We start from the raw sequence: 26,401 nt of genomic DNA, 5'->3' as shown, positions 1-26,401 counted from the left end.
CTTATCAACACCGCGCGGAGCACGGTCTAGATCATTCGGCGGTCAGCAGGCGCGGCTTGGAGCCGGAAATCCGCTTCTTGCCCGGTTCCTCGACCTTGATGACGATCTTGTCGTCCTTGATCGAGACCTTGGCGACGCCGCCCTTGGTGAGCTTCCCGAAGAGCAGCTCTTCGGCGAGCGGCTTCTTGATATGCTCCTGAATGACCCGGCCCAGCGGACGCGCGCCCATCTTGTCGTCGTAGCCCTTCTCGGCGAGCCAGTTCGCGGCGGCCGGGGTGAGCTCGATGTGGACGTTGCGGTCGATCAGCTGCGCTTCGAGTTGCAGCACGAACTTGTCGACCACCTGCAAGATCACCTCGCGCGGCAGCGGCGCGAAGCTGACCACCGCGTCCAGACGGTTGCGGAACTCGGGCGTGAAGGTCCGCTCGATCGCGGCCGTATCCTCGCCCTCGCGCCGATCGCGCCCGAAGCCGATTGCGGTCTTCGCCTGTTCGGCGGCGCCCGCATTCGAGGTCATGATCAGGATCACATTGCGGAAGTCGACGGTCCGGCCGTTATGGTCGGTGAGCTTCCCGTGATCCATCACCTGCAGCAGGATGTTGTAGACATCCGGGTGCGCCTTTTCGATCTCGTCCAAGAGCAGCACGCAATGCGGGTGCTGGTCGACGCTGTCGGTCAGCATGCCGCCCTGATCGAAGCCGACATAGCCTGGAGGCGCACCGATCAGACGCGAGACCGCGTGCTTCTCCATGTATTCCGACATGTCGAAGCGCATCAGTTCCACGCCGAGCGTATCGGCGAGCTGCTTGGCGACCTCGGTCTTGCCGACGCCGGTCGGACCCGCGAAGAGGTAGTTGCCGATCGGCTTCTCCGGCTCGCGCAGACCCGCACGGGCCAGCTTGATCGCGGAGGAGAGCGTTTCGATCGCCTTGTCCTGACCGAACACGACGCGCTTGAGGGACTTCTCGAGATCCTTGAGCACCTCGGCATCGTCCTTCGAGACCGATTTCGGCGGGATCCGCGCGATCTTGGCGACGACCGCCTCGATCTCTTTCGGGCCGATGGTCTTGCGCCGCTTGCTTTCGGCCACGAGATGCTGGGCCGCGCCCGCCTCGTCGATCACGTCGATCGCCTTGTCAGGCAGCTTGCGGTCATGGACATAGCGCGCCGACAGTTCCACCGCCGTCTTGATGGCGTCATTGGTGTAGCGGATGTCGTGGTGCTTCTCGAAATAGGGCTTCAGACCCATCAGGATCTTGATGGAATCCGGCACCGACGGCTCGTTCACGTCGATCTTCTGGAACCGGCGGCTCAGCGCGCGGTCCTTCTCGAAGTGCTGGCGGAACTCCTTGTAGGTGGTGGAGCCCATGGTGCGCAGCTTGCCGCCCTGAAGCGCGGGCTTCAGGAGGTTGGACGCATCCATCGCGCCACCCGAGGTCGCGCCAGCACCGATCACGGTATGGATTTCGTCGATGAAGAGGATCGCGTCGGGATGCTCTTCGAGCTCCTTCACGACAGCCTTCAGACGCTCCTCGAAGTCGCCGCGATAACGGGTGCCCGCGAGCAGCGCGCCCATATCGAGCGAGTAGATCGTCGAATTGGCGAGGATCTCCGGGGTTTCGCCGCGCGTGATCTTCAGCGCGAGGCCTTCCGCGATCGCGGTCTTGCCCACGCCGGGATCGCCCACCAGAAGCGGGTTGTTCTTGCGACGGCGGCAAAGCACCTGAATGCAGCGCTCCACCTCGTGCTCGCGCCCGATCAGCGGGTCGACATCGCCCTTCTCGGATTTCGCGTTGAGGTTCACGCAGTATTTCTCGAGCGCGGAATCCTTGGCTTCGGCCTGGGTCGCACCTTCGGCTTTGGCCTCTTCCTCGGCACCCGACACCGGGCGCGTTTCGCCGAACTCGGGGTCCTTCGCCACGCCATGCGCGATGAAGTTCACCGCGTCGTAGCGGGTCATATCCTGCTCTTGCAGGAAATAGGCGGCGTTGCTTTCGCGCTCCGCGAAGATCGCGACGAGCACATTGGCCCCGGTCACTTCCGAGCGGCCCGAGCTTTGGACATGGATGGCCGCGCGCTGGATCACGCGCTGGAAGGCGGCGGTCGGCACAGCTTCCGAGCCTTCGATTTCGGTCACGAGGGTGGACAGCTCATCGTCGATGAACTCCACCAAGGTCTGGCGCAATTCGTCGGTATCGACGGCGCAGGCCTTCATCACCCGCGCGGCGTCCGGCTCGTCGATCAAGGCGAGGAGCAGGTGTTCTAGCGTCGCGAGTTCATGCTTTCGGGCATTGGCGAGCGCCAGCGCCCCGTGGATTGCCTGTTCGAGCGTATTGGAAAACGACGGCATTATCTGCTCCTTTCCTCGGAGGGCGGCGCGGGAGGATACCCAGCCTAGTGTTGCCCTATAAGATTAAAGTTCGGTGGAAATCGCCGCGCTTCAAGTCTTTTCATGCCCAAAATCCGACCGGACTCCGATTCGTGCGGAAAAAACGGTCATTTAACGGGCGCGACGGTGCAGGGATACCGATGAGGCGCGCAATATCTTGGGGGGTTGCGTGTGACCTCTCCCATATGGGGAGGGTTTTCGCGCGTTCAAGCGTATTGCCGGTTACTTGGGCGACTCGCCGCGGCTTTCAGCGGTGTCGTATTGCGTGTCCTCATAGACCGGCGGACGGCGCGCGGTGCTCTGGTGCAATTCCGCGGCCAGTTCGGCCTCTTCGGGGTCAGTGTTGCCCGCGCGCTCAGGGGTGTCTTCGGCGCTCGCGGCGGGTGTCGATTTGGACGAGGGCTCCTCTTCGTCGTCGTAGACTTCCTCGTCGAGCTCCGCCTCGGTATGGGCGGCAGGCGAATGTTCCAGCAGCAGCGCCATGATGTCGGTCCGGGTCAGGATCCCGACGAGCCGTCCGCTTTCGGTCACCGGCACGACGCGCGCCTCGCGCCGGGCCAGCCGTTCGAGCAATTCGCCCACCGGCGTGTCGCCCTCGACCGTCTCGATATCGGTATGGAAGATCGCGCGGACCTCGGCCTCAGGGGGCGCCGCGCGAAAGCGCAGCGGGCGGCGCAGGATGTCGAATTCCTTGAACAGTTCCTCCAGCGCGTCGTGCTGATCGACCACGCCGAGGTAATAGCCGGAATTGTCGACCACCGGCAGCGTGTGCACGTTGAGCGCGGTCATCTTGCGCACGATCTCCGACAGCGGCGCTTCGGGGCTGACGGTGACGGGGTTCTGCGTCATCAGATCGCGCACATGCGTATCGGCGAGAAGCGACTCGGCGGCGCGGTGTTCGGCCACCGCCATCAGCCGCGCCAGATCGGCCGGGTCCATATTGGCCGATTGGTTGAACTCGACCAGAAGGTTCGACAGGTCGCGCTGGCTGAGCGAGCGGGCGGGGCCGCGGGCGCGTCCGACATGGGCCGGGGAATAAGCAAGCGGACGCGTCGGGTAGGAAATGCCGAACAGCCGGTTCCAGAGCATTGCGAAACCGATCATCAGCACGGTCATCACCGCGATCGGGAAAATTGCGAAATCGAAGCCGAGCCGTCGCCCGGCCTCATGTTCCAGCACCACCAGCAGCGCGATCCCGGCCGCTGGCGGGTGCAGAGCGCGCGCGGCCATCATCGCCGCGATCGACCCGCCGACCGCCAGCCCGTCCGCATAGGGCGGCGGCGTCACCATCAGCACCGCGACCGGCACCACGGCGGAGATCATCATCCCCATCATCGCGGACCATGGCTGCGCCAGAGGCGAATTCGGCAAAACGAACAACAGCACCGCCATCGAGGCGAAGCTGGAGACGAGGTAAATCCCGGCCTGACGCGAATGGGGCAGGGTGGCCACGATGAAGGTCACGACGAGGATCGCTACCCCCGCACCGACCGCGCCGCGCAGAATGTCGACCGCGGGCCTGCGCCCCATGGAGGGGCCGAAGCGGCGCAACTGGCGGCGGACATTCTTGGGCAGGTGTGAGATCGGCATCGGTTCGCTAGGGTCGGAAAAGGTGAAACAGGTATCGCGCCTGCCACGCGCGGATGCAAGCGCGGGGGCGGCGAGGGCGCAGCGGCGCGGCGTCGCCGGTTCGGGGCTGGGTGACGACTGCAAGGGCGTCTGGCACCTTGCCATCATGCGCGGTGCCTCTATGGTGCGGCGCGACTTTACAGGCGGGACAGAAGACGGAGACAGCGCAATGGCCGGACCGATAGACAAGACGCTGCGCACGGCGAAGAGCCATGCGAAAAGCGGGGCCTTTGCCGAGGCCGAGGCGCTTTATCGTGAGGTGCTGACAAGGTTTCCCGGCAACAAGCGCGCGCAAGCCGGGCTGGCCGAGATCGCGCAGACCCGCGCCTCCACCCGTCCGATGAACCCGCCGCGCCCGGTGATCGACCAGCTCTTCGGCCTTAAGAAGTCGGGCCGTGACCGCGAGGCCGCCGAGGCCGCCGCCCGCGTTCTCAAGCAATTCCCGCGTGCGCCGGCTGCGATGGAAGTCCGTGCCGCGGCACTCTCGGCGCTGGACGATCACGAGGGCGCGGCTGCGCTCTATCGCGAATTGGTGGGGATGTTCCCTGACGCGCCCGACGCGCATGGCAGCTACGGCAACGAACTAATGGCGCTGAACCGCGACGACGAGGCCGTGGCCGAGTTCGAGCGCGTGTTGGAATTACGGCCCGGCGATCCGGTTTCGCTCAACAACATCGGCAATGCGAAACGCCGGGCGGGTGACGACAAGACCGCGCGCAAACTCTATCACGCCGCCCATGAGGCTGCGCCCGATTTCGCCGAAGCACAGCTGAATCTGGGGAATATGCTGGCGAAAGATGGAGAGCTGGAGGAGGCGGAATTCCACCTCAAGGCCTTCTTGCACAAAGTGCCCGATCACTATCTGACCCTGTCGTCGCTGGGCGATCTCTATCTCGCAAAAGGCGACAAGCAATCGGCGCGCGAGAGTTACGAGCGCGCTTTGCACTACCGGCCCGGCTTCCCGGATGCGCTCGCCGGGCTCGCCCATATCCAGCGCGCCACACCGGACGATCCGCTTTTCGATGCGCTCACGGCTTCGCTCGCGCAGCCGGGCCACAGCGCGAAGCAACGCGCGGGGCTCGAATTCGCGCTTGGCAAGCTGCGCGAGGAGTCGGGCGAGACCGAGGCCGCTTTCGGTCATTACACGCGCGGCAATGCGCTGCGCAAAGAGGCTCAGGGCTACACCATTGCGCGCGACGTCGAGCGTTTCGCTCAGATCAAACAGGCGTTTCCCGCTCCGCCCGCCGAAATTCCCGAAACCGCGCCTGATGGCCCCGAGCCGATCTTCATCGTCGGGCTGCCGCGCTCGGGCACGACCCTGACCGAGCAGATCATCTCGGCGCATCCGCAGGTCGCACCGGGCGGAGAGCTGACCGAGCTGAGCCAACAGTTCAACGAGTTCGACTGGACCGCCCCCGATCTGCTGGCGCAGAAAGCACCCGAGATCCGCGCCGAGTATCGCGAGAAACTGCGCAAGCTCGGGCAGGGCGCGCCCTTCGTGACCGACAAGATGCCGCTCAATTTCCGCTGGCTGGGCGCGATCCGGGCGCTTTTCCCGCAGGCGAAGATCGTCCACACCAACCGCGATCCGCGTGCGGTGATCTGGTCGATCTTCCGGCTCAATTTCAGCTCCGACGGCAATGATTACGCCTATGATCTGGACGATCTCGTTGCCTATCATGGCCTCTATCGCGACCTGATGGCGCATTGGCGCACGCTGTTCGGCGCGACGCTTTACGATCTCGATTACGAACAGCTGACCGCGACGCCGGAGCCGGTGATCCGCGACATGCTGGCCTATCTCGAACTGCCTTTCGACGAGGCGTGTCTGCGCCCGCAGGACAATACGCGCATCGCGCGCACCGCGTCGCGCGATCAGGTTACGAAACCGATCTACAAGGGCAGCTCGCAGGCGTGGGAGAAATTCGCGCCCCATCTGGAGGCAGCTTTCGCCAAGCTCGATTAAGTCTGGGCTTGTTCTCTGAAGGCCCCGCCAATTCAGGCGGGCGTTCTGCCATGTCGCCGCGACCGGCCCTTAGCCGCGCTTGTCATCGTCTGGGTGCTCGCTATGGTCAGGACGATTTTGCGAAGGAGAGCCAATGGCCGGGTCCGTTGACAAGATTCTGCTTGCCGCGCGTGGTCATGCAAAGCGTGGGGAAATCGCGCAGGCCGAGGCGCTTTACCGCGAGGTACTCGGGCGGTTTCCCGGCAACAAACGCGCGAAGGCGGGGCTTGAGGCACTGGGACAGGCCAGCAAGGCGAAACCCGCCGCGGGGCCGCCGCGCGCGCTGGTGCAGCAGTTGATGGGGCTGATGCAGACGGGGCGCAATCGCGAGCTGGTCGAGCAGGCGAACCGCGCGCTGCGGATCCATCCTGACACCATACTGCTGCTCGAATTCCGCGCGGCGGGGCAGGGGGCGCTGGGCGACCATGCCGGGGCGGCCGAGACCTATCGCCGCCTGATCGCCTTGCGCCCCGATCATGCCGACACCCACGGCAATCTGGGCAATGAGCTGATGGAGCTGGGCCAGCACGAAGACGCGATCGTTCAGTTCGAGCGCGTGTTGACGCTGCGCCCGCGCGATCCGGTCGCGCTCAACAATCTGGGCAATGCGCTGCTCGCGCTCGGGCGCGAGGCTGAGGCGCGCACACGGTTCGAGGCCGCGCTCGAGGTCGCGCCGAACGATGTGCATATGCTGAATAATCTGGGCAATCTGCTGCTGAACGAGGGGGATTTCACCGGGGGGCGGCTCCGGTTGGAAAAGGGGCTGTCGCTCGATCCGCGCCACGTGTTGCTGTTGAACAATCTTGGGATCATACTTCTCGCACAGGGCGACATCGCGGGGGCGCAGGCACGGTTCGAGGCGGCGCTGGCCGCTGACCCGAGTTATGCCGAGGCCTGGTGGAACCTCTCGCCCCTGCATCGCTTCGTGCCGGACGACCCGCTGCTTTCGCAACTCGAGACGCAGGTTGCGACGGAAGGGCATTCGGAGCATGACCGGATGCTGCTCGAATTCGCGCTGGCCAAGGCGCTGCATGATGTGGGCAGCACGGACCGGGCCTTCGCGCTCTGGCACTCGGCCAATGCGCGGCGCAAGGCCGAGCTGGGCTATGACATCGCGCAGGACCGCAAGCTCTTTTCGCAGCTGCGCAGGCGTTTTGACACGCCCCATCCGCGGATCCCCGAGACCGAGGCCGACCGAGCTGCCCCGGTGCCGATCTTCCTGCTGGGCCTCCCGCGTTCGGGCACGACGCTGGTCGAGCAGATCGTCACCCAGCACAGTCAGGTTGCGCCGGGCGATGAGATCGCCACGCTCGATCGCGAGATGAGCGCGCTCGACTGGAGCGACGCGGAGGCTCTGACCCGAGAGGCGGGGCGCATTCGCGCCGCCTATTACGAGACGCTTGCCGGGCTGGCCGATGGCAAGCCCTTCGTGACCGACAAGATGCCGCTCAACTTCCGCTGGATCGGCGCGATCCGGGCGCTGTTTCCGCGCGCGCTCATAGTGCATGTCCATCGTGATCCGCGCGCGACGCTCTGGTCGATCTATCGCAACTTCTTTTCCAGCGCGGGGAATGGCTACGCGCATGATCTGGACGATCTCGTAGCCTATCACGGGCTCTATCGCGATCTGATGGCGCATTGGGCGACGCAGCGCGGCACGATCGTCGATTGCGACTACGAGGCGCTGACGGAAGACCCTGAGGCGCGCAGCCGTGCGTTGATCGAGGCGCTCGGGCTGCCTTGGGAGGATGCCTGCCTGCGCCCTCAGGACAACGCCCGCACGGTTGCGACCACGTCGAACACGCAGGTGCGCAAGCCGATCTATAAGGGCAGTTCGCAGGCATGGGAGAAATATGCGCCCCATCTCGAGGCGGCTTTCGCGAAGCTCGACTAAGCGCTGGCTTGCGGCGCGATGGACGCGCGCTAAGCTGATCCGCGTCCATAGGAGAGACATGCGATGCCCGACCTGTCCCATATTCTCGCCTTCGGTGCCGTGGCGCTTGCCATGGTGCTGAGCCCCGGTCCGAACATGATCTATCTGGTCTCGCGCACGATCTGTCAGGGGCGGGGCGCGGGAATGATCTCACTGGGTGGGGTGGCGCTGGGTTTCGTCTTCTACATGCTCTGTGCGGCCTTCGGGATCACTGCGATCGTGCTCGCCGTGCCTTATGCCTATGACGCGCTGCGGATTGCCGGGGCGCTCTATCTGCTCTGGCTGGCATGGCAGGCGGTGCGACCGGGCGGGCGCTCGGCCTTCGTGATGCGCGAGTTGCCGGTCGACGGGCCGCGCAAACTGTTCGTGATGGGCTTCGTCACCAACCTCCTCAATCCGAAGATCGCGGTGATGTATCTGTCGCTGCTGCCGCAATTCATCGAGCCCGCGGCGGGATCGGTGCTGGCGCAGTCACTGGCGCTGGGCGCGGTGCAGATCGTGATCTCGGTGGGCGTGAATGCTGCAATCGTGATGGGCGCAGGCGCAATGGCGCAATTCCTCGCGGCACGCCCGCTCTGGATGCGGGTGCAACGCTGGGCGATGGGGACGGTTCTCGCCGCGTTGGCGCTGAGCGTCTTGCGCGACGCGCGGCGGTGAGGCCTAGAACCGGTCCTTGCGGGCGCGCGCTTCGGTGAAGACCTCGACCGGCGTTGCGCTTTCGGGCAGGCCGAGTGCTGCGCGCAGTTTCGGATCGTCGCCGCGCAGGAACGGGTTGGTCGCTTTCTCCAGACCCAGTTCGACCGGAACGGTGGGGCGGGCCTGAGCGCGAATGGCGCGGACATTCTCCATCCGGTCGATGAGGTTCGGGTTCTCCGGTTCGATCGAGAGCGCGAAGCGACCATTTGCCTCAGTATATTCATGCCCCGAACAGACCAACGTCTCGTCGGGCAACTCGCTAAACCGCGTCAGCGTATCGTACATCTGCTGCGCCGAGCCCTCGAAGAGACGTCCGCAGCCCCAGCTCATCAGACTGTCGCCGGAAAACAGCAGACCGCCCTCGGGGAAGTAATAGGCGATATGGCCGACCGTATGCCCATCGGCGGGCAGAACCTCGACATGCTCCATCCCGATCGCGAGCTTTTCGCCGGGGCTGACCTCCTGATCGAGCTTGGGCAGACGATGCGCATCCGCCTTGGCCCCCACGATTTTCGCCCCTGTCGCCGCCGACAGCGCCTGAACGCCATCGATGTGATCGGCGTGATGATGCGTCAGCAGGATCAGATTCGCTTTCCAGCCCCGTTCGTTCAGCGCCTTCAGAACGGGCGGCGCTTCGGGGACGTCGATCACGGTGGTTGTGTCCGTCGCCGCCTCGTGCACGACATAAGCATAGTTGTCGGCGAGACAGGGAATGATGAGAAGCTCAACGGCCATGGTGTTTTCTACCGCTTTGATTATCTTGGCACATAGCTAAGCCGAAGGAAGCGAAAGGCGCAATGCATCTCGACGTACTCGACCTGCGGAATTTCTACTACCGAACTCAGCTAGGCCGTGCGGCGCAGCGGGCAATCCGAGATCGGGTTGTTTCCATGTGGCCCGCGACGGGGCCGCAGATGGCGGGGCAGACGGTGGCGGGCTACGGCTTCGCGGTGCCGCTGCTGCGTCCCTATCTGGAGCCTGCGCGCCGGGTGATCGGGTTGATGCCGGCCGAGCAGGGCGTGATGCCGTGGCCTGCGGGGATGCCCAATGTCTCGGTCCTGTGCGACGAGGCGCGCTGGCCGCTCGAGACGGGCCGGGTGGACCGGCTGATCGTGATGCATGGGCTCGAGACCTCCGACAATTCCGAAGCCTTGATGCAGGAATGCTGGCGGGTGCTGGGGCCGGGGGGCAGGGCGCTATTCATCGTGCCGAACCGAGCCGGGCTCTGGGCCCCGCGCGAGACCACGCCCTTCGGCTTCGGCAAGCCCTACACGCTGGGGCAGCTCGATCAGCTCGCGCGCCGGTCCGGCTTCGTGCCCGAGCGGCATACCGGTGCGCTCTATATCCCGCCGAGCCATCGCCGCTTCTGGTTGCGCTCTGCTGCGATGTGGGAACGGCTGGGCACCAAGGCGGCGGGCGTGCTGGCGGCGGGCGTGGTGATGCTCGAAGTCTCCAAGCAGGTCCATGCGCGCCATGATTCCGGCCTCGGTGCGCGGGTCCGCAAACCGCTGTCGATTCTCGAAGGGGCGGTAAAACCGGCGACGGACCCGGCCTGACACGGAGTTAATGCCTCCCGCGGGAAAAACAGTCGAGACGCAACAATCACGTTCGCGTACTGCCCGTCGCGCAACTCTCATGTGTTCCGTCGCGGGAGGCGGATAATTATCGAACTGCCAACGCGTATTGAGGTGAATCACCCCCGCACGGCGTTCCGTGACCAACCGGTCCAAATTCCTGTTAGCGCCCACAAAATCCTCCCGTCCCTGTCACCTTCCCGCGACGAAGGGCAGATTGGAGTGCTTCTGCTCACATTCTCGTGCTCAAGATGGTTGCGAGGGGGGGATTGCTCTGCTAGTGACCTCCCCGATAAGCGGCGCGGAGGGCATGTCTCAAGCGCGCCGGGGGAGCGCCCCATGGCCTGTTCCGGGTCGGGGCAAAACGCATCGGAAGGGTGGACGTGTCCGAACCAGCTTCGATTTCCGCAAGCATCGCCGGCCGCTATGCGCTGGCCATTTTTGAACTCTCGCGCGAAGCAAATGCCCTCGCCGCGCTCGAAGCCGATGTCTCCGCGCTGTCGGAGGCGCTGGCTGGCTCTGACGAGCTGCGTGAGGTGATTGCATCGCCGGTCTACACGCGCGACCAGCAGGCCGCCGCAATCGGCGCTCTGGCAGGCAAGATGGGCCTGTCGGACCCGATGAAGAACGGTCTGCAGCTGATGGGCGCCAAGCGTCGTCTCTTCGTGCTGCCGCAGCTGCTCAAGGCGCTGTCGGACCTGATCGCGGACGAGAAGGGCGAAGTGACCGCAGATGTCACCTCGGCCAGCAAGCTCAGCGCCGCACAGGCCAAGAAGCTCGCCGAAGTGCTGAAAAACCAGACGGGCAAGACCGTCAAACTGAACACCGCCGTCGATGAAAGCCTCATCGGTGGCATGATCGTAAAGCTGGGCTCGCGCATGGTCGACACGTCGATCCGTTCGAAGCTCGCTTCTCTCAAGAACGCCATGAAAGAGGTCGGATAAATGGGCATCCAAGCAGCTGAGATTTCTGCGATCCTCAAGGAGCAGATCAAGAATTTCGGGCAGGACGCCCAAGTGGCCGAAGTCGGTCGCGTGCTGTCGGTTGGCGACGGTATCGCGCGCGTCTACGGGCTCGACAACGTCCAGGCCGGTGAGATGGTTGAATTCCCCGGTGGTATCCGCGGGATGGCACTGAACCTCGAGACCGACAACGTCGGTGTCGTGATCTTCGGTTCGGACCAAGACATTAAAGAAGGCGACACCGTCAAGCGCACGAACTCCATCGTGGACGTGCCGGTCGGTGAAGCGCTGCTCGGCCGCGTGGTCGACGGTCTCGGCAACGCGCTCGACGGCAAAGGCGCCATCGAAGCGAAAGAGCGTCGCGTCGCCGACGTGAAAGCTCCGGGCATCATCCCGCGTAAATCGGTTCACGAGCCGATGGCGACCGGCCTCAAGTCGGTTGACGCGATGATCCCGATCGGCCGTGGCCAGCGCGAGCTGATCATTGGCGACCGTCAGACCGGTAAGACCGCAATCGCGCTCGACACCATTCTGAACCAGAAGTCGTATAACGACGCTGATCCGTCCAACAAGCTGCACTGCTTCTACGTCGCGATCGGCCAGAAGCGCTCGACCGTGGCGCAGCTGGTTAAGAAGCTCGAAGAGACCGGTGCGATCGAATACACCACCGTGATCGCCGCGACCGCTTCGGACCCCGCGCCGATGCAGTACCTCGCGCCCTACACCGCGACCGCGATGGCGGAATACTTCCGCGACAACGGCATGCACGCGCTGATCATCTATGATGACCTCTCGAAGCAGGCTGTCGCCTATCGTCAGATGTCGCTGCTGCTGCGTCGCCCGCCGGGCCGCGAAGCATATCCGGGTGACGTGTTCTACCTGCACTCCCGCCTGCTGGAGCGTTCGGCGAAGCTGAACGAAGACTTCGGCGCAGGTTCGCTGACCGCTCTGCCGGTCATCGAAACCCAGGGCGGCGACGTGTCGGCCTTCATCCCGACCAACGTGATCTCGATCACCGACGGTCAGATCTTCCTCGAGACGGAACTGTTCTACCAAGGTATCCGTCCCGCCGTGAACACCGGTCTGTCGGTGTCGCGTGTTGGTTCGTCGGCTCAGACGAACTCGATGAAGACCGTGGCAGGCCCGGTTAAGCTGGAACTGGCACAGTATCGCGAAATGGCGGCCTTCGCTCAGTTCGGCTCGGATCTCGACGCCGCAACTCAGAAGCTGCTGAACCGTGGTGCGCGTCTGACCGAGCTGATGAAACAGCCGCAGTATTCGCCGCTCACCAACGCGGAAATCGTGGCCGTCATCTTCGCCGGCACCAACGGCTTCCTCGATAGCATCCCGGTCTCCGAGGTCGGCAAGTTCGAACAGGGTCTGCTGGATTACCTGCGCAACTCGCGCAAGGACATCCTCGACTGGCTCACGAACGAGGATCCAAAGATCAAGGGTGACGCGGCCGACAAGCTGAAAGCCGCTATCGACGAATTCGCCAAGACCTACGCGTGATTGGCCTGAAAGGACAGGGACATGCCCAGCCTTAAGGACCTTAAAAACCGGATCGGAAGCGTCAAGAACACGCGGAAGATCACGAAGGCGATGCAAATGGTCGCCGCCGCAAAGTTGCGCCGCGCTCAAGAAGCGGCCGAAGCTGCGCGCCCCTATGCCGAGCGGATGCACTCCGTGATGGCGGGGCTCGCAAGTTCGGTCCAGGGCCGGGACAACGCGCCGCGCCTGCTTTCGGGCACCGGTTCGGACAAGGTGCAGCTTTTGGTGGTCATGACCGCCGAACGCGGCCTGTGCGGTGGCTTCAACGCCAATATTGCGAAGCTCGCGCGCCAGACGGCTGAAAAGCTGCTGGCCGAGGGCAAAGAGGTGAAGATCCTCACCGTCGGCAAGAAAGGCCGCGATGCGCTGCGCCGTGAATACGGTCAGTACTTCATCGGCCACGTCGATCTGAGCGACGTCAAACGCCTGAGCTATGACGACGCGCAGAAGATCGCCCGCGACCTGATCGGTCGCTTCGACAATGGCGAGTTCGACGTCGCGACGATCTTCTTCTCGATCTTCGAGAGCGTGATCGCGCAGCGCCCGACCGCGAAGCAGATCATCCCCGCTTCCTATGAACCGGAAGAGGGCGAAGAAACGCCGAGCGTCAATTACGACTACGAACCCAGCGAGACGCAAATCCTCGAGGATCTGCTGCCGCGCGGGGTCGCCACGCAGATCTTCACGGCTCTGCTGGAAAACGGTGCCTCGGAACAAGGTGCGCGGATGTCAGCGATGGACTCTGCGACGCGCAATGCGGGCGATATGATCGATAAGCTGACGATCGAATACAACCGCACGCGCCAGGCCGCGATCACCAAGGAACTCATCGAAATCATTTCGGGCGCCGAGGCGCTCTGACGGAACCGGAGAAAGACAGACATGGCAAGCAATGGTAAAGTGACCCAGGTCATCGGCGCCGTCGTCGACGTGCAGTTCGACGGCGAGCTGCCTGCGATCCTCAACGCGCTGGAAACCGAGAACAACGGCAAGCGCCTCGTTCTCGAAGTGGCTCAGCACCTCGGCGAAAACTCGGTGCGTACCATCGCAATGGACGCGACCGAAGGTCTCGTGCGCGGCGCCGGCGTGAAAGACACCGGCAAGCCGATCTCGGTGCCGGTCGGCAACGCGACCCTCGGCCGCATCCTGAACGTGATCGGCGAGCCCGTGGACGAGAAGGGCCCCGTGGAAGCGGAAGAAACCCGCGCCATCCACCAGCCCGCGCCTAACTTCGAGAGCCAGGCGACCGCCTCGGAAATCCTCGTGACCGGCATCAAGGTCATCGACCTGCTCGCACCCTACTCCAAGGGTGGTAAGATCGGCCTGTTCGGCGGCGCTGGCGTCGGCAAGACCGTTCTGATCATGGAACTGATCAACAACATCGCGAAGGTGCACTCGGGCTACTCCGTGTTCGCCGGTGTGGGCGAGCGGACCCGTGAAGGGAACGACCTCTACCACGAGATGATCGAATCCAACGTCATCAAGCCCGACGATCTGTCGAGCTCGCAGGTGGCTCTGGTCTACGGCCAGATGAACGAGCCTCCGGGTGCGCGTGCGCGTGTCGCTCTGACCGGCCTGACCCTGGCCGAGCAGTTCCGTGACCAGTCGGGCACCGACGTTCTGTTCTTCGTGGACAACATCTTCCGCTTCACGCAGGCGGGTTCCGAGGTGTCCGCACTTCTGGGCCGTATCCCCTCGGCAGTGGGCTACCAGCCGACGCTGGCCACCGACATGGGCGCGATGCAGGAACGCATCACCTCGACGAAAGCCGGCTCGATCACCTCGATCCAGGCCGTCTACGTGCCCGCGGATGACCTTACCGACCCGGCTCCGGCCACCACCTTCGCCCACCTTGACGCCACGACCGTTCTGTCGCGTGCGATCTCGGAACTCGGCATCTACCCGGCTGTGGACCCGCTGGACTCGTCCTCGCGTATCCTCGATCCGGGCATCGTCGGCGAAGAGCACTACAAGGTCGCCCGTCAGGTGCAGGAGATCCTCCAGCGCTACAAGGCTCTGCAGGACATCATCGCCATCCTCGGCATGGACGAACTGTCCGAAGAGGATAAGCTGACCGTGGCACGTGCTCGTAAGATCCAGCGTTTCCTCTCGCAGCCCTTCGACGTTGCGAAAGTGTTCACCGGTTCGGACGGCGTTCAGGTTCCGCTCGAAGACACCATCGAGTCGTTCAAGGCGGTTGTTGCAGGCGAATACGATCACCTGCCCGAAGCAGCCTTCTACATGGTTGGCGGCATCGAGGACGTGAAAGCGAAAGCCGAGAAACTCGCCGCTGCGGCGTAAGGAGGCATTATGGCCGACACGATGCAATTCGATCTCGTTGCGCCCGAGCGCAAGCTGGCCTCGGAAGAGGCGGCGGTCGAGGTCATGGTGCCTGGTGCGGATGGTGACCTTACGGTCATGCCCGGCCACGCGCCGATGCTGACCACGCTGCGTCCCGGCAAGCTGACGATGGTGACGCGGTCGGAAACCCAGAGCTACGCGGTGACGGGTGGCTTCGCCGAGATCACCCCCGAGGGGATCACGGTTCTGGCCGAGCGTTCGCTGCCCGCGGAAGAGTTCACCAAGGAAGTCCACGATCGCCTGATCGAGGAAGCCCGCCGCGTCCATGACGAGGCGCATCCTTCGGTGGCCGACATGACCGCGAAGCTGCTGGCTGACATGGAGGCCCTCGGCTCGCATATGCTGAGCTGAGACCTCTCGAGAAAAGATTTAGGAAGCCCCGGATTTTCCGGGGCTTTTTATTGTCCGCAGTTGCGGTAAGCTCTGCCTCAGGTTGAAAGAAAGAGGCCCTCTCGCGATGATCACGATCGAAAGCCACCGTCTGGGGATGCAACGCGGCTCGCTCGTGCTGTTCTCCGACTATCAGGATGGCGGCGCCATGTGGACGGGCGAGGGGCCGCGCGAGTTGCGCAAGAAGGTTGCCTTCCCCGAGCCGTTCCGCGCGACGCCGATGGTGCAGGTCTCTCTTTCGATGTGGGACGTGGACGGCAAACACAATTCGCGGATGGATATCTCCAGCGACGGCGTCACGCCCGAAGGCTTCGTGATCGTCTTCCGCACTTGGGGCGACAGCCGTGTGGCGCGGGTGCGTGCGGACTGGCTGGCACTGGGCGGCGTCTCGCATGAGGATGACTGGGACATCGATTGATCCGCACCGAGACGGCGCATGAAAAAACGCCCCGCCGAATTGGCGGGGCGTTTTCGTGTTGTCTGGGGGAGGGCGGTTCGCAAATCGCCCCGCCGAAAGATCAGTCGAGCGCCTTGAAGTTCAGCGCCGCGCCTTCGTCCTTGATGCCCGAGAACCAGCGCGCCGTAACGGTCTTGGTCTTGGTGTAGAAGCGGAAGGCGTCGGGACCGTACTGGTTAAGGTCGCCGAAGGCCGACTTCTTCCAGCCGCCGAAGGTGTAGTAGCTCAGCGGAACGGGGATCGGGAAGTTGATGCCGACCATGCCGACATTGACGTTCGCCGCGAAGTCGCGTGCCACATCGCCATCGGCGGTGTAGATCGCGGTGCCGTTGCCGTAGGGGCTGTCGATGACCAGATCGAGCGCTTCGTCATAGGACTTCGTGCGCACCATCGACAGGACCGGGCCAAAGATTTCCTCTTTGTAGATGTCCATGTCGGGAGTGACGTTGTCGAAGAGCGACGGGCCGACAAAGAAGCCGTCCTCATAGCCCTGCAGCGAGAAGTCGCGGCCGTCGACGACAAGGTTCGCACCCTGATCGACACCCGAATTGATGAGCGACTTGATCCGCTCCTGCGCCTGCTTGGTGATGACGGGGCCGTAATCCACGTCGTCGCCACCGGTATAGGGGCCGACTTTCAGCTTCTCGATCTTCGGCACGAGACGCTCGACCAGCGCATCCGCCGTGCCGTCGCCCACCGGGACCGCAACCGAGATCGCCATGCAGCGCTCGCCAGCGGCGCCGTAGCCCGCGCCGATCAGCGCGTCGGCGGCCTTGTCCATGTCCGCGTCGGGCATGATGATCATGTGGTTCTTCGCACCACCAAAGCACTGCGCGCGCTTGCCGTTGGTGGCCGCACGACCGTAGATGTATTGCGCGATCGGGGTCGAACCCACGAAGCCCACGCCCTGGATCGTCTCGTGGTCGAGGATCGTGTCCACGGCTTCCTTGTCGCCGTTGACGACCTGCAGCACGCCGTCGGGAAGACCGGCTTCCTGCGCCAGTTCCGCAAGCATGATCGCGGTGGTCGGCACGCGCTCGGACGGCTTGAGGATCATCGCGTTACCGGCCGAAAGCGCCGGGCCCATTTTCCACAGCGGGATCATGGCGGGGAAGTTGAACGGCGTGATGCCGGCCACGACGCCCAGCGGCTGGCGCATCGAGTAGAGGTCGATACCGGGGCCCGCGTCGCCCGTGTACTCGCCCTTGAGCATCGCCGGTGCGCCCATGCAGACCTCGATCACTTCGAGGCCACGCTGCACGTCGCCCTTCGCGTCGGGGATGGTCTTGCCGTGCTCTTTCGACAGAGCCTCGGCGAGCTTGTCCATGTCGCGCTCGATCAGCTGACCGAATTTCATCATCACGCGGGCGCGGCGCTGCGGGTTGACCTTCTGCCATTCCAGCTGCGCTTTCGCGGCGTCCGCGATTGCCGCATCCAGCTCGGCCGGGGTGGCCAGCGCAACCTTGGCGATCTGCTCGCCGGTGGCGGGGTTGAAGACTTCGCCGAAGCGGCCGGACGTGCCCGCAACGCGCTTGCCGTTGATCCAGTGACCGATTTCTTCCATGAGACGCTCCTCCTACAGATAATCTTGGCTTGGGCGCACTCTAGCCTTGCGAAATTGAGCATAAAAGAGGAAGTAGCTCAAAAGCGTTTTGCATTTTTGCAAAGAGGAGCGCGATATGGACTGGGACGACCTGCGGATTTTCCTTGCCGTCGCACGGGCCGAGAGCCTGTCGGGCGCAGGACGGCGGTTGAAGCTGGACGCGGCCACCGTGGGGCGGCGCATCGCGCGGCTCGAAGAGGGGGGGGGCGCGAAACTCTTCGTGAAATCGCCACAGGGCTATGCGCTCTCCGAGTCGGGCGACCGTCTCCTTCCCCATGCCGAGGCGGCGGAGCAGGTCTTCGCGGGCGCCGATGAGGAACTCTCCGGCATCGCGGGCCAGTTGACGGGGCAGTTGCGGATCGGCGCGCCCGATGGCTGCGCGAATTACCTTCTGCCCCAGGTCTGCGCGAAGATCGCCGAGGACAATCCCGGGCTGGAGATCCAGGTCGTCGCCCTGCCGCGGGTCTTCAACCTCTCGAAACGCGAGGCGGATATGGCGATCGCGGTGTCGCGCCCGACCGCGGGGCGCCTGACCGTGCAGAAGCTGAGCGACTATCACCTCAGCCTCGCCGCGCATCGCGACTATCTCGCGAAGGCGCCGCCGATCACCTGCAAGGAGGATCTGCGCCATCACCGGATGATCGGTTACATCCCCGACATGATTTTCGACAAGGAGCTGGATTACTTCGCCGAGACCGAGGCCGAGGTGATGGGGCTGGCGTCGAATTCAGCGGCCGTGCAAACCCGGATGATCGAGGCGGGCGCGGGCGTTGGCATCGTCCATGACTTTGCGATCCCCTTTGCGCCGGGCGTTCAACGGGTGCTGGGCGACGAGATCCGGCTCAACCGCGCCTTTTGGTTGATCCGCCACGCCGATGACCGCCGATCCGAGCGCCTGACGCGCTTCGCCGAAGCGCTGGGGCAGGGGCTTCGCGACGAGGTTGCGCGGCTCGAACACGCTGCGGTTGAAATATAACTGGCGGCCCCGTGAACCGCAAAGCCGTTGACAAATCTATGAAAGCAGTGGGACGCTTGGGTTTAGACGACGTTTTTCAAGGAGACGCCGATGCAGGTTATGCAGATTCTCAAGAACAAGGGCGAGATGGAAGTTTTCACCGTCGCCCCCGACATGAAGCTGAGCGAGGTGATTGCCACGCTTTCTTCCAAACGCATCGGTGCGGTGATCGTCTCGCAGGACGGGGAAACCGTCGACGGGATCGTGTCGGAACGCGATGTCGTGCGTGAAATCGCGCGGCGCGGTGCGGATTGTCTGGTGATGACCGCCAGTGATGTCATGACCCGTGACGTCAAGCATTGTGCCCCGATGGACAGCACCGAAGAGGTGATGAGCCTGATGACCGAGGGCCGCTTCCGCCACATGCCCGTGCGTGAGAACGGCAAGATGGTCGGCGTGATCTCGATCGGGGACGTGGTCAAGGCGCGTCTGAACGAGCTCCATATGGAGAAAGAGTCGCTTCAGGGCATGATCATGGGCAACTGATGCCGCATTGCGGCACCTTCCCGCTTGCATTTAGCCACGCAATATAGTTGCGTGCGCTGAGCTTTTTGGCGGGCGACGAGGGAGGATGCCATGCGGATCGGTCTTTACCCCGGAACTTTCGATCCGGTCACGCTGGGCCACCTCGATATCATCGAGCGCGCGATGGCTCTGGTGGACCGGCTCGTGATCGGGGTCGCGATCAACCGGGACAAGGGGCCGCTTTTCTCGCTCGAGGAACGCGTCGCCATGCTTCAGGACGAATGCGCGAAGATCACCGACCGCCGCGGCGGCGAGATCGTGGTCCACCCCTTCGAAAACCTGCTGATCGACTGCGCCAAGGATGTCGGCGCGAGCGTGATCGTGCGCGGCCTGCGCGCGGTGGCCGATTTCGAATATGAATTCCAGATGGTCGGGATGAACCGCGCGCTCGACGCATCGGTCGAGACGGTGTTCCTGATGGCCGATGCACGGCGTCAGGCGATCGCCTCGAAGCTGGTGAAGGAGATCGCGCGGCTCGACGGGGATGTCTCGAAATTCGTCACCCCCGCCGTGCGCGATGCCTTGGTCAAGGCTTACGCCAACCGCTGATCAGCCGTTCGAGGCGGCGTTGCCCGACGTGCCGCTCTGCTGCGATTTCTGCTGCATCTGAGTGCTGCCGCTCGCATTTGCCGAGGATTTCGTGGCGTTGCCCGCCTGCTGCGGCAGGTTATCGAGACCCCATTGGTCGATCACAACGGAGTCCTCGACGCCTTTCAACGCAAGGTTCGCCTCGTAGTAATTGCCCGATTTGATGAGCTTGGAGGCGTCCTGCAGATGGGCGAGCGACGCTTTCGCGGGCACCATCGCCGCCGAAATCGACACGTCGATATCGTTGTCCTTCAGCGTTTTGGCCGCGGCTTTCGCGTTGCCCTGCGCCATCTGCTGATTGGCCTTGCCGACCGCTTTCTGGTTATCCGGCGTGACCGTGAAGCTTTCGCCAAGCGCGATGGAGCTGTCGAAGGGCAGGTAGGTCACGCCTTTCTTGCCCGCTTTCGAGGGCACGCCCCATTTGCTCTCGGCCTTCTCGGCGGACTGCATTTTCGCAGTGGCGTCCTTGGTCATCTTGGTCGCCATGTCGGTATTGCCATCGAAGATCGCCAGACGCGCCGCGCGCACTTCGCGCATCGCCGTGTAGGCGTCATTTACCGTAGTCAGCAAGTCCTTGTCGGTCGAACTTGCCGTGGTCTGCGAGACCGCGTCATTGCCTTGGCTCTGCGCGCTCTGCATCGCGGTGCCGCTCGAATTGCTGCTGGCGTTGGTCGTGGCGGCATTGGCCATCTCAAAGCTCGCGGGGCCCGCGATCAGCGCGGAGGAGAGGGCGAGGGCGAGGAATTTCTTGCTGCGTTCCATGGGATATTCCCTTTCGTGACGGGGTTCAGCTAAGGCGGAGGCGCCGGGCGGCGCGCTCCATGGCCCCAAAACGTCCCGGATTTCAAAGGGTTCTATCACCATGCATCAAGGCTCGCGGCGCGGGTGAGAGGGTGCGTGCATGCTCTGCGAGCCGTGTGTGAAGGGTGAACGAAAAAGGGCGGCCCAAGATGGACCGCCCCTTCGACTTTTTCGCGATGTCCCGAGGCAGAGCCCCGATCACGCTCAGATCAGCTTGCCCATCGCGACGGCGGTGTCCGCCATGCGGTTCGAGAAGCCCCATTCGTTGTCGTACCAGCTCAGGATACGGACCATGCGGCCTTCCATGACCTTGGTCTGGTCCATGTGGAAGATCGACGAATGCGGGTCGTGGTTGAAGTCGCTCGAGACGTTGGGCTTGTCGGTATAGCCGAGGATGCCTTTCATCGGGCCGTCAGCGGCGGCTTTGATCGCGGCATTGATCTCTTCGACGCTGGTGTCCTTGCCGGCCTCGAAGACCAGATCGACGACCGAGACATTCGGGGTCGGCACGCGGATCGCGACGCCGTCCAGCTTGCCATTGAGCTCCGGCAGCACCAGACCCACGGCTTTCGCAGCGCCGGTCGAGGTCGGGATCATCGACAGCGCGGCGGCACGGGCGCGGTAGAGATCCTTGTGCATCGTGTCCAGCGTCGGCTGGTCGCCGGTATAGCTGTGGATCGTGGTCATGAAGCCCTTCTCGATCCCGATCGCGTCGTTCAGCGCCTTGGCGACGGGCGAGAGGCAGTTCGTGGTGCAGGACGCGTTCGAGACGACGAGGTCGTCCGCGGTCAGCGCACCGTCGTTCACACCGAAGACGATGGTCTTGTCGGCGCCGCTGGCGGGGGCCGAGACCAGAACGCGCTTCGAGCCGTTCTCGAGGTGGAAGGCCGCCTTGTCGCGCGCGGTGAAGATGCCGGTGCATTCCAGCGCGACATCGACATCGCCCCAGGGCAGTTCTTTCGGGTCACGGATTGCGGTGACCTTGATCTTGCCGCGGCCGGCATCGATCCAGTCTTCGCCGGTCGTGACCTCATGGGGGAATTTGCCGTGCACGGAGTCGAATTGCAGCAGATGCGCGTTCGTCTCGACCGGGCCGAGATCGTTGATGGCGATCACTTCGATGTCGGTGCGCCCCGACTCGATGATCCCGCGCAGCACGTTGCGGCCGATGCGACCGAACCCGTTGATGGCAACTTTAACCGTCATATCCGTCTCCTCTGGCTGGCTGCCCGGCAGGGAGTTGCACGGGCAGGTCTTCCGTTAACGCTAACAAGCGCGTTCAGCGCCAAAGGTCAACGGGGTGCAGCCCGATGCTAGCGCCAGAAAGCGACATATTGAACGAGATCGGCAGTTTTTTTCGCCAGAAACAGCAGGATGCGGCCGTCATCGGCAAACACATCCGCCAAAATGAGCAAAATGAGGAGGGCCCCAAGCCAGAGCGCGATCCGATTGGTCATCTATCCCCTTCGCGCGCCCTTGTTTGGCGCGTCAGTGCACGAGTCGCCCCATCGCCCCGGCCACATCGGCCATGCGGCAGGAGAACCCCCATTCGTTATCGTACCAGGCCAGCACGCGGACAAGTTTGCCCACGACCTTGGTCTGGTCCGGCGCGAAGATAGAGGATTGCTGCGTGTGGTTGAAGTCGATCGAGACTTTCGGTTCGGGGTCGTAGCCCAGCACCATGCCCATGTAGCCGGCGGCGGCCTCGCGGACGATCTCGTTCACCTCGTCGCGGGTGACGGTCTTGCGCGCCTCGAAGGTCAGATCGACCGCGGAAACATTGGGGGTCGGGACGCGCAGCGCGGTGCCGTCGAGGCGGCCTTGCAGCTCGGGCAGCACCTCGCCCAGGGCTTTCGCGGCGCCGGTGGAGGTCGGGATCATCGCCATCGCGGCGGCGCGGGCGCGATAGAGATCCTTGTGGCGACGGTCGAGCGTGGGCTGATCGCCGGTATAGGAATGGATCGTCGTCATCACGCCCGATTCGATGCCGATCGTGTCATTGAGCACTTTGGCGAGCGGCGCGAGGCAGTTCGTGGTGCACGACCCGTTCGAGACGACGTGATGCGCGGGCGTCAGCTCGCGATGGTTCACGCCGTAAACGACGGTTTTGTCGGCATCGGTCGCAGGGGCGGAGACCAGAACCCGCTTCGCGCCGCGGCCCAGATGGACGGCGGCCTTGTCGCGGGCGTTGAACTTGCCGGTGCATTCGAGAACGACATCGACGCCGTCCCAGTCGAGTTCTTCCGGGTCGTAGGTCGACATCACGTCGATCGGGCCGCGCCCGAGGTCGAGCGTGTTGCCCGCCACTTTCACCTGCCCGCCGAACCGGCCGTGGACGGAGTCGTATTTCAGGAGATGCGCGTTGGTCTCGATCGGGCCGGTGGCGTTGATCTTGACGACCTGCACGTCATTGCGCGCGGCTTCCGCGATGTGCGCGAGCGTGCAGCGCCCGATGCGGCCGAAGCCGTTGATCCCGATGGTGACGGTCATGATGATCTCTCCGAAGCGCGTGATTTCGGCGCTGGATACCATTGCATGCAATTCGGGAAAAGGTTTTGAAACAGTATGTTAGCGTAAACACGCGGTGTTTGCGATAACATTGCGGGGCAGGGTGCGGCTTTGGCGCGAAGAGTGGCGCCAAACGGGGCGCGGCGACAGAATCTTTCGCTCAATCGTCGTCCTCCGCGACGAGGAAGATCTCTCCCGCGGCTTCCATCTCGCGGATTGCGGCGACGACCGCGCTCATCGCCTCTTCGGCGTCTTTCTCTTTCACCTTTCCCAGATTCGCCATCTCGTCGCGCAAGCTTTGCGCCATGCGCTGGGACATGTTGGTGAGGATGAACTCCGCCGCGGGCTGCAACGGGCCGGTCGCCCCGGCAAGCGCGACGGTCAGCTGCGCCTGGTCGACCACGCGCAGCACTTTCGGGATGTCGCGTGTATCGATGCGGGCGGGGATATTGGCGAAGGTGAAGATCGCCTTCTTCACCTCGTCGGCGAAGGTCTTGTCCTCTTCCTCCAGCCCCTTGAGCACCGCGTCGCGGGTGGCCGAAGCCGAGTAGTTCAGGATTGCGCCCACCCGCTCCACCGGCCCGGAATCGAAGGCTTTGGGCGGGGTGGCATCCAGTTGCGCTGCGAGCGCCTGCCCGATCCGCAGCACGGTTTCGGGCGCGACATTCCCGGTCAGCGAGACCGCATAAGCGATCCGCCGCGCTTTCTCTCCGGGCAGCAGCCCGAGCAGTTCGGCAGATTTCGCGACCGACAGCTTCGACAGCATCACCGCGCCCACTTCGACGCTTTCGCCTTCCAGCACGGGCAGAAGCACCTCCGCGGTGAGGCCCGCGATCCGCTGCCACGGGTCGGCGCGCGAGGAGCCGGAGGCCAACCTGCGCAACCGGTTCGAGGCCGAGGGCGAGAGCTGTCCGTCGAGCAGCGACAGCGCGCCTTCCAGCCCGCCAGGAAAGGCGATGCCGACAGTCTCCAGTTCTTCGCAGAACTCTTCCACCACGCTCGCTATGGTGGCGCGGTCGACCAGACGCAGCTGTGCCACAGCCTCGGTCAGTTCGGTCTGATGATCGTCGCTCAGCTCCGTCAGCGGCAGTTTCAGCCCTTCGGAGGCGAGCAGCTGCACGATGATCGCAGCTTTCTGGCGCCGCGTAAGCGGTCCCGGCCGGGCGGACTTGTCGCCAGCAGAGTCGGACCCGGCCATATGACCGAGCGCCATGGGCGCGATCGCATTCACCGCGAGAACCTCCGTGCCGGGCATCGGCCGCGCGGGCGGCCAATGCGGTTTCGCGGTCAGCTTTGCACGGAGGCCGTTAAGACGGGATTACCGTCTCAGCGGTTAGCTGGACTGCAGGACGCAGGCACTCGCGTCCTTGTCCCAGACCTGGCCCTGCGGGCAGGACATGGAAGCTTGGTGGCCGCTAAAGCACTCGGCCGACGCGGCGAGCGGGGCGAGGATCAGCACGGCGGCTGCAAGGATGGTTCGGGTCATCTGCAATCTCCCTTTGCTAGATGCCCTAGGGTAAGCCCGAATCGCACGCGCCGCCTATAGTCGGCTGACATAGGCGGCGCGGAACGGGCTTGTTTCTCGATTATTCGCCGAAAACGCGGGCGAAAATCGTGTCGACATGCTTGGTATGGTAGCCCATGTCGAACTTTTCGTTGATGCCGTCGACGCCAAGAGCGGCCACGACATCCTTGTCGGCGAGCAGCTGTTCGCGGAAATCGACGCGGTCTTCCCAGACCTTGAGCGCGTTGCGCTGCACCATCGCATAGGCGTCTTCGCGCGACACGCCGGCTTGCGTCAGCGCCAGCAGAACGCGCTGGCTCATCACCAGACCGGGGAACTTGTTCATATTCGCGAGCATGTTCTCGGGGTAGATGATCATCTTGTCGACGACGCCGGCCAGACGGTTCAGCGCGAAATCGAGCGTCACGGTCGCGTCGGGGCCGATGCCACGCTCGACCGAGCTGTGCGAAATGTCGCGCTCGTGCCAGAGGGCCACGTTCTCCATCGCCGGGATCACGGTCATCCGCACGAGGCGGGCAAGGCCGGTGAGGTTCTCGGTCAGGACGGGGTTCTTCTTGTGCGGCATCGCCGACGAGCCTTTCTGGCCCATCGAGAAGAATTCCGCGCCTTCGAGCACTTCGGTGCGCTGCATGTGGCGAATCTCGATCGCGACGTTTTCAATCGACGACGCGATCACGCCCAGCGTGGCGAAGAACATCGCGTGACGGTCGCGCGGGATCACCTGCGTCGAGATCGGCTCCGGCTTGAGGCCGAGCATCTTGCAGACATGCTCTTCCACGCGCGGATCGATATTGGCGAAGGTGCCGACAGCGCCCGAGATCGCACCGGTCGCGACTTCTTCCTTGGCGGCCTGCAGTCGCGCCTTGTTGCGGTCCATCTCGGCGTAGAAGCGCGCGAAGGTCAGGCCCATCGTGGTGGGCTCGGCATGGATGCCGTGCGAGCGGCCCACGCGAACCGTGTCCTTGTGCTCGTAGGCGCGCTTCTTCAGCGCGGCCAGAACCTTATCGAGATCGGTCAGCAGGATGTCGGCGGCGCGCACGAGCTGCACGTTGAGGCAGGTGTCGAGCACATCCGACGAGGTCATGCCTTGATGGACGAAACGGGCCTCTTCCGAACCCACATGTTCGGCAAGGTGCGTCAGGAAGGCGATCACGTCATGCTTGGTGACGGCTTCGATCTCGTCGATGCGGTCGACGTCGAACTCGACATCCTTGGCCTTCCAGACGGCCTCGGCATTCTCTTTCGGGATCACGCCCAGCTCGGCCTGAGCGTCGCAGGCATGCGCCTCGATCTCGTACCAGATTTTGAACTTGGTGGCGGGTTCCCAGATGTCGACCATCTCTTTGCGGGCATAACGCGGGATCATCGGCGGCCTCTTGATTGCGTGTGGTTGCGCGCTTGTTAGACTGCACCTGCCTTTGGGGCAAGGGAGAGCCAATGCCGCAGCTGTCGGATTTCGAGGGGAACTGGGTGCTGACGCGCCAAATCCTGCATGGCGACGGCAATAAGGCCCGTTTTGATGGTCACGCCTGCTTCGCGCCCGAAGGGGTCGGTCTGCATTATCGCGAGAGTGGCGAGCTGGTGATGCCGGGCGGTCAGAGCTTTCACGCCGAGCGCAGCTATTTCTGGCGGGCCGAGGGCGGGCAGATCGCCGTGGCCTTCGAGGATGGGCGCCCCTTTCACAGTTTCGACCCGCTGAGCCCCGCCGCGAGCCATTGGTGCGATCCCGACGATTACCGGGTGAGCTATGACTTCGACGCGTGGCCCCGCTGGCGGGCGATCTGGCGGGTGCAGGGACCGCGCAAGGATTACGAGATGATCTCGGACTATGTGCGCAGCGCGGGGCAGCCCTGACGCGGACGCTCTTGCCGCAGGCGGGGACGCGCGGC

The 26,401-nt window shown here is 63.8% G+C and carries 25 protein-coding genes; 14 read left to right on the top strand and 11 right to left on the bottom strand.

Annotated elements, in window-relative coordinates:
* Positions 1–31: 31 nt before the first annotated feature.
* A complete protein-coding gene (gene clpA, locus ACZ7GB_RS01730; protein WP_078519409.1) occupies positions 32–2,350 on the bottom strand; it encodes an ATP-dependent Clp protease ATP-binding subunit ClpA in 2,319 nt (772 codons plus the stop codon).
* A gap of 261 nt (positions 2,351–2,611) precedes the next feature.
* Positions 2,612–3,979, bottom strand: a complete 1,368-nt coding sequence (locus ACZ7GB_RS01725; RefSeq protein WP_472157441.1) for an HPP family protein — start codon at positions 3,977–3,979, stop codon at positions 2,612–2,614.
* A 208-nt stretch (positions 3,980–4,187) separates the two neighbouring features.
* On the opposite strand from ACZ7GB_RS01725, the gene ACZ7GB_RS01720 reads away from it, so the two are divergent.
* The 3 genes from ACZ7GB_RS01720 to ACZ7GB_RS01710 all read left to right on the top strand — a co-directional run bounded on the left by ACZ7GB_RS01720 (position 4,188) and on the right by ACZ7GB_RS01710 (position 8,613).
* Positions 4,188–5,984 (top strand): sulfotransferase, encoded by a 1,797-nt coding sequence (locus ACZ7GB_RS01720; protein WP_472157440.1) that lies wholly within the window; start codon positions 4,188–4,190, stop codon positions 5,982–5,984.
* Positions 5,985–6,117: 133 nt separating this feature from the next.
* The gene (locus ACZ7GB_RS01715) at positions 6,118–7,917 is read left to right on the top strand and encodes a tetratricopeptide repeat-containing sulfotransferase family protein (protein WP_472157438.1); all 1,800 of its coding nucleotides are present in this window, start codon (positions 6,118–6,120) and stop codon (positions 7,915–7,917) included.
* Between the two features lie 63 nt (positions 7,918–7,980).
* Positions 7,981–8,613, top strand: a complete 633-nt coding sequence (locus tag ACZ7GB_RS01710) for a LysE family translocator (protein WP_472157436.1) — start codon at positions 7,981–7,983, stop codon at positions 8,611–8,613.
* Between the two features lie 3 nt (positions 8,614–8,616).
* On the opposite strand, the gene gloB is transcribed toward ACZ7GB_RS01710, so the two are convergent.
* Positions 8,617–9,387 (bottom strand): hydroxyacylglutathione hydrolase, encoded by a 771-nt coding sequence (gene gloB, locus ACZ7GB_RS01705; protein WP_472157435.1) that lies wholly within the window; start codon positions 9,385–9,387, stop codon positions 8,617–8,619.
* Between the two features lie 62 nt (positions 9,388–9,449).
* Between gloB and ACZ7GB_RS01700 the strand changes: the two genes are divergently transcribed.
* The 7 genes from ACZ7GB_RS01700 (at position 9,450) to ACZ7GB_RS01670 (ending at position 15,908) form a co-directional block, all read left to right on the top strand.
* Positions 9,450–10,208 (top strand): class I SAM-dependent methyltransferase, encoded by a 759-nt coding sequence (locus tag ACZ7GB_RS01700; protein WP_078519404.1) that lies wholly within the window; start codon positions 9,450–9,452, stop codon positions 10,206–10,208.
* A gap of 401 nt (positions 10,209–10,609) precedes the next feature.
* On the top strand, positions 10,610–11,170 hold the full coding sequence (locus tag ACZ7GB_RS01695) for a F0F1 ATP synthase subunit delta (RefSeq protein WP_078519403.1): 561 nt from the start codon (positions 10,610–10,612) through the stop codon (positions 11,168–11,170).
* Positions 11,171–12,700 (top strand): F0F1 ATP synthase subunit alpha, encoded by a 1,530-nt coding sequence (atpA, locus tag ACZ7GB_RS01690; RefSeq protein ID WP_078539506.1) that lies wholly within the window; start codon positions 11,171–11,173, stop codon positions 12,698–12,700. It begins immediately after the preceding gene.
* A 21-nt stretch (positions 12,701–12,721) separates the two neighbouring features.
* The gene (locus tag ACZ7GB_RS01685) at positions 12,722–13,600 is read left to right on the top strand and encodes a F0F1 ATP synthase subunit gamma (RefSeq protein ID WP_078519402.1); all 879 of its coding nucleotides are present in this window, start codon (positions 12,722–12,724) and stop codon (positions 13,598–13,600) included.
* Positions 13,601–13,621: 21 nt separating this feature from the next.
* Positions 13,622–15,040 carry a F0F1 ATP synthase subunit beta gene (atpD, locus tag ACZ7GB_RS01680; protein WP_078546654.1) on the top strand — a complete coding sequence of 473 codons (1,419 nt, stop codon included), beginning with the start codon at positions 13,622–13,624 and terminating at the stop codon, positions 15,038–15,040.
* 9 nt (positions 15,041–15,049) lie between these two features.
* Complete coding sequence (locus ACZ7GB_RS01675) at positions 15,050–15,451, top strand: F0F1 ATP synthase subunit epsilon (protein ID WP_078519400.1); 402 nt, start codon at positions 15,050–15,052, stop codon at positions 15,449–15,451.
* A 106-nt stretch (positions 15,452–15,557) separates the two neighbouring features.
* The gene (locus ACZ7GB_RS01670; RefSeq protein WP_078546656.1) at positions 15,558–15,908 is read left to right on the top strand and encodes an H-type lectin domain-containing protein; all 351 of its coding nucleotides are present in this window, start codon (positions 15,558–15,560) and stop codon (positions 15,906–15,908) included.
* Between the two features lie 100 nt (positions 15,909–16,008).
* Here the strand turns inward: ACZ7GB_RS01670 and ACZ7GB_RS01665 are convergent, their stop codons facing one another.
* Positions 16,009–17,511, bottom strand: coding sequence for a CoA-acylating methylmalonate-semialdehyde dehydrogenase (locus ACZ7GB_RS01665; RefSeq protein WP_078519398.1), 1,503 nt, complete (start codon positions 17,509–17,511; stop codon positions 16,009–16,011).
* Positions 17,512–17,626: 115 nt separating this feature from the next.
* On the opposite strand from ACZ7GB_RS01665, the gene ACZ7GB_RS01660 reads away from it, so the two are divergent.
* From ACZ7GB_RS01660 to coaD, 3 genes are all read left to right on the top strand, one after another.
* Positions 17,627–18,526, top strand: coding sequence for a LysR family transcriptional regulator (locus tag ACZ7GB_RS01660; RefSeq protein ID WP_472157432.1), 900 nt, complete (start codon positions 17,627–17,629; stop codon positions 18,524–18,526).
* Between the two features lie 90 nt (positions 18,527–18,616).
* Positions 18,617–19,051, top strand: coding sequence for a CBS domain-containing protein (locus tag ACZ7GB_RS01655; RefSeq protein ID WP_078539502.1), 435 nt, complete (start codon positions 18,617–18,619; stop codon positions 19,049–19,051).
* Between the two features lie 90 nt (positions 19,052–19,141).
* A complete protein-coding gene (gene coaD / locus ACZ7GB_RS01650; protein ID WP_078519395.1) occupies positions 19,142–19,639 on the top strand; it encodes a pantetheine-phosphate adenylyltransferase in 498 nt (165 codons plus the stop codon).
* On the opposite strand, the gene ACZ7GB_RS01645 is transcribed toward coaD, so the two are convergent.
* The 7 genes from ACZ7GB_RS01645 to purB all read right to left on the bottom strand — a co-directional run bounded on the left by ACZ7GB_RS01645 (position 19,640) and on the right by purB (position 25,878).
* Positions 19,640–20,440, bottom strand: coding sequence for a YfdX family protein (locus ACZ7GB_RS01645; RefSeq protein WP_168173946.1), 801 nt, complete (start codon positions 20,438–20,440; stop codon positions 19,640–19,642).
* 243 nt (positions 20,441–20,683) lie between these two features.
* A complete protein-coding gene (gap, locus tag ACZ7GB_RS01640) occupies positions 20,684–21,685 on the bottom strand; it encodes a type I glyceraldehyde-3-phosphate dehydrogenase (RefSeq protein WP_078519393.1) in 1,002 nt (333 codons plus the stop codon).
* 107 nt (positions 21,686–21,792) lie between these two features.
* Complete coding sequence (locus tag ACZ7GB_RS01635) at positions 21,793–21,936, bottom strand: glyceraldehyde-3-phosphate dehydrogenase (protein ID WP_078546665.1); 144 nt, start codon at positions 21,934–21,936, stop codon at positions 21,793–21,795.
* A gap of 31 nt (positions 21,937–21,967) precedes the next feature.
* The gene (gene gap, locus ACZ7GB_RS01630; protein WP_078519392.1) at positions 21,968–22,969 is read right to left on the bottom strand and encodes a type I glyceraldehyde-3-phosphate dehydrogenase; all 1,002 of its coding nucleotides are present in this window, start codon (positions 22,967–22,969) and stop codon (positions 21,968–21,970) included.
* 178 nt (positions 22,970–23,147) lie between these two features.
* Positions 23,148–24,185: a flagellar motor switch protein FliG gene (locus ACZ7GB_RS01625; protein WP_472157900.1), complete on the bottom strand. Its 1,038-nt coding sequence runs from the start codon at positions 24,183–24,185 to the stop codon at positions 23,148–23,150.
* 135 nt (positions 24,186–24,320) lie between these two features.
* Positions 24,321–24,473 (bottom strand): chitin-binding domain-containing protein, encoded by a 153-nt coding sequence (locus ACZ7GB_RS01620; RefSeq protein ID WP_098410593.1) that lies wholly within the window; start codon positions 24,471–24,473, stop codon positions 24,321–24,323.
* A gap of 100 nt (positions 24,474–24,573) precedes the next feature.
* Positions 24,574–25,878 carry an adenylosuccinate lyase gene (gene purB / locus ACZ7GB_RS01615; protein ID WP_078539499.1) on the bottom strand — a complete coding sequence of 435 codons (1,305 nt, stop codon included), beginning with the start codon at positions 25,876–25,878 and terminating at the stop codon, positions 24,574–24,576.
* A gap of 71 nt (positions 25,879–25,949) precedes the next feature.
* On the opposite strand from purB, the gene ACZ7GB_RS01610 reads away from it, so the two are divergent.
* Complete coding sequence (locus ACZ7GB_RS01610; protein WP_472157430.1) at positions 25,950–26,366, top strand: DUF6314 family protein; 417 nt, start codon at positions 25,950–25,952, stop codon at positions 26,364–26,366.
* Positions 26,367–26,401: the final 35 nt, after the last annotated feature.

Source organism: Thioclava sp. PTB-PU3-1 (assembly GCF_055666785.1).
The sequence above is the reverse complement of the archived record's forward strand: the minus strand, read 5'-3'. Positions and strand labels throughout refer to the sequence as shown.